This is a genomic window from Crocosphaera watsonii WH 8501 (assembly GCF_000167195.1).
Taxonomy (GTDB): domain Bacteria; phylum Cyanobacteriota; class Cyanobacteriia; order Cyanobacteriales; family Microcystaceae; genus Crocosphaera; species Crocosphaera watsonii.
This window is the reverse complement of the sequence record NZ_AADV02000179.1, coordinates 1-8,243: the sequence shown is the minus strand read 5'-3', so window position 1 is coordinate 8,243 and position 8,243 is coordinate 1. Positions and strand designations below refer to the sequence as shown.

Genomic DNA, 8,243 nt, shown 5'->3' with positions numbered 1-8,243 from the left:
GATGGACGGGGATCACATTTGGAATTAGAAGACTTATTCAGCTGGGGCTTCCCTGCAAAATCTGAGTAAAAGACAGAAAAATTGTCTAGAGACTATCCCAAAAGTTTATGAACAACAACAGTCAATGTGGGAGAATAAGACCCAGAGTGTTCCTCAAAGAATTGTAAGTTTAACTCAACCGCATATTCGTCCAATAGTGAGGGGAAAAGTAGGAAAACCAATAGAGTTTGGAGCTAAACTCTCAGTAAGCTGTGTAGATAACTATGTGTTTCTAGACAAAATAAGTTGGGAAAACTTCAATGAATCTTGTCATTTAAAAGAACAAGTAGAAAAGTATAAAGAAACGTTTGGCTATTATCCCGAATCCGTCCATGTAGATAAAATTTATTGAACTAGGGAAAACAGAAATTGGTGTAAGGAAAGAGGGATAAGAATCAGTGGTCCGAAGTTAGGAAGACCTCCGAAAAATGTCAGTGAAGAAGAAAAGAAACAAGCCCACTCCGATGAATGCTTCCGTAATGCTATTGAGGGAAAGTTTGGACAAGCTAAACGAAGATTTAGCCTAAATCTCGTGATGACAAAACTCCCTGAAACCTCCATTACATCTATTGCTATTACATTTTTAGTTGTCAATCTTTCTAAACTTCTGAGGCAGTTTTTGTCGCTTTTTTTGTCCTTATTTACTAATAATAGAACAGGGGAACTCATCAAACCGCCTTTCATTAATTTTGATTATACTTTAAACAATTTTTATGTACTAAAACTTATTGATTTGTCAGAAAATTCTTGGTCAAAAGTGGCATAAATTTTGGAGAAACTTTTTCAGCAAACCCTATTTATGAAGTTTTATATCACCTTGGTTGAATTAAGCTTGTATATTGATATTTTTGGGATTTTTGGGGACATATAAACAAAAAATTGCCTCAAAAAGAGACAATCTTAAGCTTTTGTTCTTATTTATTTGGTCAGAGATAACAATAAATAAAGTTTATTAAGCAACTTGTTACTCGATATTCTCACTGCTAACTGCCAACTGAGGAAGGATCAACCCAACGGCCATCTGCCTTAATCAAGTTAATTAACTCTTCGACCCCTTGTTCTTCATGAACCCGTTTAATTTCTTCCCGGCCACGATATAGAGCAATATAACCAGCTTGTTTCCCAACATAACCGTAGTCAGCATCAGCCATTTCCCCAGGGCCATTAACAATACATCCCATGACAGCAATATCTAACCCTGTCAGATGTTTAGTTGCCTCTCGCACCTGATGTAAAACTTCTTCAAGATTAAATAAGGTACGACCGCAAGAAGGACAAGCAACATATTCTACCATAGTCTTGCGGAGTCCCAAGGCTTGTAGAATGCTATAACAAACAGGTATTTCTTTTTCTGGGGCTTCGGTCAAAGAAACACGGATAGTATCTCCTATCCCCTCTGCAAGGAGGGTTCCAATACCAGCAGTGGACTTAATGCGACCATATTCCCCATCTCCTGCCTCTGTCACCCCTAAATGGAGAGGATAGTCCATGCCCAACTCATCCATGCGTTTTACCATCAAACGATAGGCCGCCAACATCACAGGAACACGGGATGCTTTAAGAGAAACGATCAAATTATAGAAATCAAGAGACTCACAAATATGGATAAATTCTAGAGCAGATTCCACCATTCCTTCTGGGGTATCCCCGTAGGTGAATAACATTCTTTCTGCTAAAGATCCATGATTAACCCCAATTCTCATGGCTTTTCCTTGATCTCGAAGAGATATAACCAAAGGTTCTAGGGTTTGGCGAATTTTATCCCCAATCTTTTCAAATTCTTCTTGACTATACTCTGTACGGGTGGCGCGGGGTTTTTCAAAAACATATAATCCTGGATTAATACGCACTTTATCCACGTGCTTAGCCACCTCTAAGGCAATATTTAAACCGTTGTGATGCACATCCGCCACGAGGGGAACTGGTTGATACACTTGGGCTAATTTTTCTTTAATAGTCGCTAAAGCCTTAGCGTGACCCATGCTAGGAACCGTTACCCGAACAATCTCACAACCAATTTCATGTAAACGACGAATAGCAGCCACAGATCCCTCAATATCTAGGGTATCCTCATTAATCATAGACTGTACAACAACAGGAAACCCACCCCCAATAGTGATATTGCCCACTTTAACTGGACGGGTTTTACGACGATGAATAGTGGTATCAAAATCTGGTTGAGAAATGATTTTCGGTGTTTTAGGCGTTTCTAGAGTCTGCATGATAGCTAGTTATAAAATAATTTGGTAGCGAATTTATCCAAGTTCTATTTTAATACTCGATTGTCTTAATATTCCTTAGGTCTGACTACACATTTAGGCGGGAGTCAACGGTAGTTGACCCCTACGGTATAGATATCTGTAGTCCCAGTGGAGGAAAATGGTACAGCTAAAAAAGTTTAGAGGACGTGTGATCTTAACCATGCAAGAGGAATATAAAGCATTTTCTTGGGGGTTCTCACAAAAGCTCGTTGACTAAACACATCATAATCATTCGCTTCGATGACATTGAGAATACCTTGATACAACATCAAAGCCGCCCAAACTGGCCAACGAGAATCCTTTGAAAGTAGACGAATACCCCTTTCTGCATCCTTATAATACTGTCGGGCCCGTTGGATCTCAAAACGCATTAATTCACGCCAACGATCGTCTATTACCCCTTTCAATAAATCCGTTTCTGTATAATTAAAGCGATCTAAATCTTCTAAAGGTAAATAAATACGTCCTCGTTGAGCATCTTCTCCTACATCCCGTAAGATATTGGTTAATTGATTGGCAATGCCCAAAGCTATGGCCTCTTCTTTAGGTATATAAGGCTCATTTTCCTTATCCCAAGGGCCCGCAGAAGGATTTTCTTCTATTCCTAAGACAGCATTGGACATCAATCCTACGGTTCCGGCTACCCGATAACAATAGAGTTTCAGGTCTTCAAAGGTCTCATAACGGTTACGGTATAAGTCCATATGTTGCCCTGCGATCATATCCTCAAAGGGTTCTATTTCCACAGGGAACCGTTGCAAGGTGTCCACTAGGGCGACATCCTCATCATCCACAGGATGACCTTTAAATAAGTGTTCGAGATGTTCATGCCACTTTTGTAAGGTTTCTGGGGTGGTATATTTGGCTTGAGGACCGTCGACTAATTCATCGGTACGGCGACACCAAACATAGATGGCCCAGATCGCCCGTCGTTTTTCTGGTGGCATTAAGAGGGTTCCCAGATAAAAGGTTTTTGAGTATTTCTGGGTGATTTGACGACAGCGTTCGTAGGACTCTTCTACAGAGGCCAGGATTTGGGGGGGTTGGGTAGGTTTAGGCAATTGTAGCATTCAGCACAAGCAGAATGGTTTTCTATAGTAATCAGAATGTAATGGGGTTTTTTAAGAACCGTTGGACTTTTAGCATTGTCCCATTCATTGACCGTTTCGTCATTATTTCAGACGAAATTTTTGGTCATTAACTGGGAACAGACTAGACTAAAGAGGCTTCTTTGGTTGCTTCTGGGGTGGATGGGGATATTTTAGCTGGATAGTCTTGCGCTAGGGTTTGCGCCGCTAGTTTCCCTGATAACACAGCCCCTTCCATGCTTCCTAGATATTTTTGCATGGTAAAATCTCCTGCTAAGTAGAAGTTAGCAATGGGAGTCTTTTGGGAAGGACGATAAGCTTGTCTTCCAGGAGTTGCTTTATATACAGAACGGGGGGTTTTGACTACGTGATATTTGAGTAGTTTGGCTGCATTTTCCCCTGTAAAGTGTTGGGGGAAAAGTTGTTTAATTTCTTTCATGGTGGCTTCGATGATGGCTTCATCGGAGGCGGTGATCCAATCCTGTGCCGGAGCTAAGACTAACTCTAACATGGAGCGATTTGGGTCAGCATATTCTTTACAGGTGTTACTCATGTCCGCATAGACGCTAAGTAAGTCGGAACGGGAGAATAAGAGGTGATCGATATCGGTGAGTTTGCGATCGAACCAAAGATGGAGGTTAATCACAGGAACCCCTTCTAAGCCTTCTAATTTATTAAATTCCTCTAGTTGTCGCAAGGGTTTAGGTAACATGACTTTTAAGGGATCAACCGGCATAGCAGAGATATATAAGTCTGCTGTAAACTCTTGATCTGGTTCCCCGTTGAGTCCCCTGAGAAGAAACCCTTTCACTGTATTATCGTCGTTAAGTAAAATTTCTTTTAATGGGGCATTTAATCTCACTTCTCCGCCCCTTTCGGTAATGTAATCAACTAAGGGTTGGCAGAGTCTTTCTGTGGGGGAACCATCTAAGAACGCCATTTTAGAACCGTTTTTCTCTTGTAAGAAGCGGTTGAGGGCTGTTAAGAGGATGGTAGCGGAAATTTCATCGGGGTTAATGAAGTTTAAGGCTTTGGACATGGCGATAAAGACTTCTTTTTCCACTCTGGCAGGAATATTCTGCTTTTCTAGCCACTCGGACCAAGAATATTGATCCATGTCCTCAACGTAGCTTTGACCCCGTACAATGGCAGGGAGTAAACCTAAACCAAACTTAATTTTCTCTTCCCAGGTCAACATATCGTTATTGCGTAAAATAGCCACAATACCGTTAACTGGGGCAGGAATATCGGGAAAATCAAACCGTGAGTAGGTTCCAGGTGTTTCCAGTTGGTTGAAGATCATACTGTGTTCTTTCCACTGTAGGCGATCTTCAATGCCTAATTCTTTGAATAATTGCAACATATTGGGATAGGCCCCAAAAAAGATGTGGAGTCCAGTTTCGTACCAGTCTCCGTCTTCATCTTTCCAAGCAGCTACTTTGCCACCGAGGACATCTCTTCTTTCGAGGACAATAGGGGTGTGTCCTGCATCACATAAGTATTTGGCACATGAAAGGCCCGCCAAACCGGCACCGGCGATCGCAACTCGCATCTATCTCTCTTCTCTTGTATTGGTTTATGTCTTACTCATTATACTTTGCATTTCGTAACATTTTGTTTAGATTTAGAAATTTTCTTGTTCCCTTGGTGGATGGGAGTGGTTTTCAACTGGGTGTATCAATATTTTAGTTGAGTTGAGTGTGGGGAGTGTGGGAAGTGTGGGGGGAATTTTTATCTTTCTTCCAAAAGAAGACCCTCGGCTTTGCCGAGGGGATGAATTTTGGGCAAAACATCTCGACTCGTAGTAGAATGGTAAGCAGAGGTAAAGCGCAATAAATATTCAGGGGATTGGCTTCCCTTACCTCAGATCGTCGGGACAAATATCGCCCTAGAAATTGTAAAGGTGACGCGACTGGTAGATTAGGTTTAGCGGTGACGCACAGCCGAAAAATTAAATAGATTTTGGATCCGTTTGCGGTCGGTGCGCCCGTGAACGTTAAATAATACGGCACAGTCATGGCGGTCTAACAGGGACTATTTCGGTAGTCTAGTTAAGAGTCTATTATAGTCAATTCATTGCAGAGCAATTTAAAAGAGTAAACTATTGGGATGAACATCTACCGTTCTGGGTAATATATTGTCATTTGTACAGCCTTCTGATGGAGTACAATTATCTTCATAAAGGGCTAAATCAAACCAAAATGTTGTACCTATTCCTACTTCACTAATTAGATTAATTCGACTATGATGTTTATCAATAATATTTCTAACAATTGACAGTCCTAACCCAGTTCCTTCCAGGGTATGAACTCGATTTTCTACACGGAAAAAGCGATCAAAAATTGCTGCTTGATCTTCGGGGGCAATGCCAATACCACTATCAGAAATTTCTACTCTAACACAAGATTTATTGTTAAATTGTTTTGATTTCGTTTTAAAATGATAGGCACGAATAACAATCATTCCCTTAGAAGGGGTAAACTTTAGGGAATTTCCCACTAAATTAGTCATCACCTGTAATAGTAAGTCATAATGTCCTAAAATCAAAGGCAAATTAGGTTCAACTTCTTTCTTCAAAACTAACTCTTTATCCTTGGCATTCAATTGATAACTTCTTAGGGTTTGTTCGATTAACTGCGATAAATCTATACCTTTCAAATGATAAGTTTTAGAAGATTCTAAACGGGATAAATCTAAGACATCATTGACTAATCTAGTGAGGCGATCTGTTTCATGATTAGCAGTTTCTAGAAACTCTTTTCTTTCTGTTTCTGTTAAGTCTTCTCCAAATTCTGAGAGGGTTTCTATAAAGGATTTGATGTTGAATAAAGGGGTTCTTAATTCATGGGATACATTACTAATAAATTGACTTTTGGCTTCGTTTAATTCTACTTCACGGGTAATATCTTGTACCGTCATAGCTATCCCTTTCAAGGTTTCTCTATGTTGATCGAACACTTGAGTTAATAAAACTCGCACAATTCTTGATATGGGTTGACTGATACTAATCCGATATTCTCCTGGGCTAATTCTAGGTTGTAAAGGTGTATCTTCCGCGGTTTGATATTCAGACTCTAATTCATCCGAAACAGACGTATTCTGTTCCATCATTTGTTTCAGGGGAGTTTGTAACTGTTCGGTTAATTCTGAGGGTAAAATTTCTAGTATATTTTCACCAATAACATTTTTACTATCCCAAACAAACATCCGTCTTGCTGTGGGGTTAACTAATAATAAGTTGAGATTTGTATCTAATAAAATTGCCCCATCAACAATAGTAGAAACTAAGGTATCTAATTTTGCTTTTTCGGATGTTAATTCGTCAATATTTTGTTCTTCGTAACGTTCAAGACGTTTAGCCATTTCATTGAAACTAAAAATTAATTCTCCCAACTCTCCACCAAAGGGAAGATTAATTCTTTGTTTAAAGTTTCCTGCGGCAATATTTTTAACTCCCAGTAATAATTCTTTGATGGGACGGGTAATAGTTAAAGCATTAAAAACCGCTCCTAGAATTACCATAGCCCAAATAGCTACAAACACCGCAATGGTAACATCACGGGTTAAATTGGAAGAATTAACAACCGTTGCATTGGGATTAATGCCAATGGACAAAAATCCTAATTTGTTGCCTTGATGTCTTAGGGGTACAAAAACATCCGTTACTTCTCCATTAGGACTTTGATGTTGTCTTACCAAGGGTAAGTTATGATCGTCTGAGGGAAAATCGGGCAGTTGTATACGACGTTCAATAGTCAGGGAATTTTGAACTTCAGCCGATGAGTAGGGAATACCAAAGAAAATATTGCCTGTCTTGTCAGTATAGATAATATAGCGGATACTGGTGGTACTCTGATAAAAGCGACTGGAAAAACGAGCAACTTCTGTTAAATCGTCCTCAGCAATGAGAGGAGTTACATTAGAAGCGAGTAATAACCCCAAATCTCGACCAAAGCGCGTATCATTTAACTGTGCGTCTTTTTGAATAGTATTAACGGCCCAAAAGGTTAAACCACTCATAAACAAGGAGACGGCCAAGGTTGCTGCCGCCATTAACTTGGTTTGCAGTGTAAATTCTGACCACCAACGTCTGAGGATCTCTTTGATTTGGGATAGGAGATTGAACAAAGCTAACTAAGTGTAAGATTTTTCCTTTTCAATGATCAGCAACAGGGGAGGGCTTTTTCTTTACCTTACCTATTTTTACTTTACAATAGAATTTCCCTGTTTAGTAAGGTGTGTGTGAGGAAAACAGTCATGACAGTGTATGAAGATGTCAAGAGTCAGGCTAAGACTACTGAGATATCCAGGCTAACCCTAGTCAAATACAGTGGACTAACAGGATTAATTTGGCTGATTTTCTGTCTATCGGCACAAGCAGCCCAAGACCTCCGTATTGCTATTAAAAAGGGCGTTAGTGCTGTGCAAATAGGCAGTTCAACCCCTGCCATTGTCAGGGACGCTGGGGGGCGAGCAATCGGCAATTTAGCCCCTCTGGATGGCTTTACTGTTAAACCTAGAGGTAGTGGCGTTAACCTCAACCAATGGAACTCTAGTCATCTAATTATTGAACCCAAAGACGATGGCGTGGTATGGATCGGCGATCGCTGGTATCGGGGTAAAGTTCGGGTGATTCGTCAAGGAAAAGGCGTAACGGCTCTTAATTTAGTCGATGTGGAACAATATTTGTACAGTGTGGTTGGTGCCGAAGCTTATCCTACCTGGGCCCCAAGAGCTTAAAATCTCAAGCAGTGGTAGCCCGTACCTATGCCCTCTACAAAGCGTCTCGGGCAAGCAATCGTTATTATGACTTAGATACTACCACCAACACCCCAGTATATTAGGGGTTGGGAAC

The 8,243-nt window shown here is 40.4% G+C and carries 6 protein-coding genes and 1 pseudogene; 3 read left to right on the top strand and 4 right to left on the bottom strand.

Annotation, left to right across the window (positions count from 1 at the left end; genetic code table 11):
* Window positions 1-40: 40 nt before the first annotated feature.
* A pseudogene (locus CWATDRAFT_RS27635) lies at window positions 41-805 on the top strand (IS5-like element ISCwa2 family transposase); the annotation flags it as partial.
* Window positions 806-1,022: 217 nt separating this feature from the next.
* Here CWATDRAFT_RS27635 and ispG read toward each other — a convergent pair.
* The 4 genes from ispG to nblS all read right to left on the bottom strand — a co-directional run bounded on the left by ispG (window position 1,023) and on the right by nblS (window position 7,516).
* Window positions 1,023-2,261 carry a (E)-4-hydroxy-3-methylbut-2-enyl-diphosphate synthase gene (gene ispG / locus CWATDRAFT_RS27630; protein WP_007308082.1) on the bottom strand — a complete coding sequence of 413 codons (1,239 nt, stop codon included), beginning with the start codon at window positions 2,259-2,261 and terminating at the stop codon, window positions 1,023-1,025.
* Between the two features lie 176 nt (window positions 2,262-2,437).
* Window positions 2,438-3,370 carry a 15-cis-phytoene synthase CrtB gene (gene crtB, locus CWATDRAFT_RS27625; protein ID WP_007308081.1) on the bottom strand — a complete coding sequence of 311 codons (933 nt, stop codon included), beginning with the start codon at window positions 3,368-3,370 and terminating at the stop codon, window positions 2,438-2,440.
* A gap of 142 nt (window positions 3,371-3,512) precedes the next feature.
* On the bottom strand, window positions 3,513-4,940 hold the full coding sequence (gene pds / locus CWATDRAFT_RS27620) for a 15-cis-phytoene desaturase (protein WP_007308080.1): 1,428 nt from the start codon (window positions 4,938-4,940) through the stop codon (window positions 3,513-3,515).
* 536 nt (window positions 4,941-5,476) lie between these two features.
* Complete coding sequence (nblS, locus tag CWATDRAFT_RS27615) at window positions 5,477-7,516, bottom strand: two-component system sensor histidine kinase NblS (protein WP_007308079.1); 2,040 nt, start codon at window positions 7,514-7,516, stop codon at window positions 5,477-5,479.
* Between the two features lie 129 nt (window positions 7,517-7,645).
* On the opposite strand from nblS, the gene CWATDRAFT_RS27610 reads away from it, so the two are divergent.
* A complete protein-coding gene (locus CWATDRAFT_RS27610) occupies window positions 7,646-8,128 on the top strand; it encodes a hypothetical protein (RefSeq protein ID WP_007308084.1) in 483 nt (160 codons plus the stop codon).
* Window positions 8,129-8,139: 11 nt separating this feature from the next.
* Complete coding sequence (locus CWATDRAFT_RS42035; RefSeq protein ID WP_412093288.1) at window positions 8,140-8,232, top strand: hypothetical protein; 93 nt, start codon at window positions 8,140-8,142, stop codon at window positions 8,230-8,232.
* Window positions 8,233-8,243: the final 11 nt, after the last annotated feature.

Excerpts from the sequence above, each read along its gene's own strand:
- ispG (WP_007308082.1), bottom strand. The coding sequence starts at position 2,261 with ATGCAGACTCTAGAAACGCCTAAAACACCGAAAATCATTTCTCAACCA.
- crtB (WP_007308081.1), bottom strand. The coding sequence starts at position 3,370 with ATGCTACAATTGCCTAAACCTACCCAACCCCCCCAAATCCTGGCCTCT.
- pds (WP_007308080.1), bottom strand. The coding sequence starts at position 4,940 with ATGCGAGTTGCGATCGCCGGTGCCGGTTTGGCGGGCCTTTCATGTGCC.
- CWATDRAFT_RS27610 (WP_007308084.1), top strand. The coding sequence starts at position 7,646 with ATGACAGTGTATGAAGATGTCAAGAGTCAGGCTAAGACTACTGAGATA.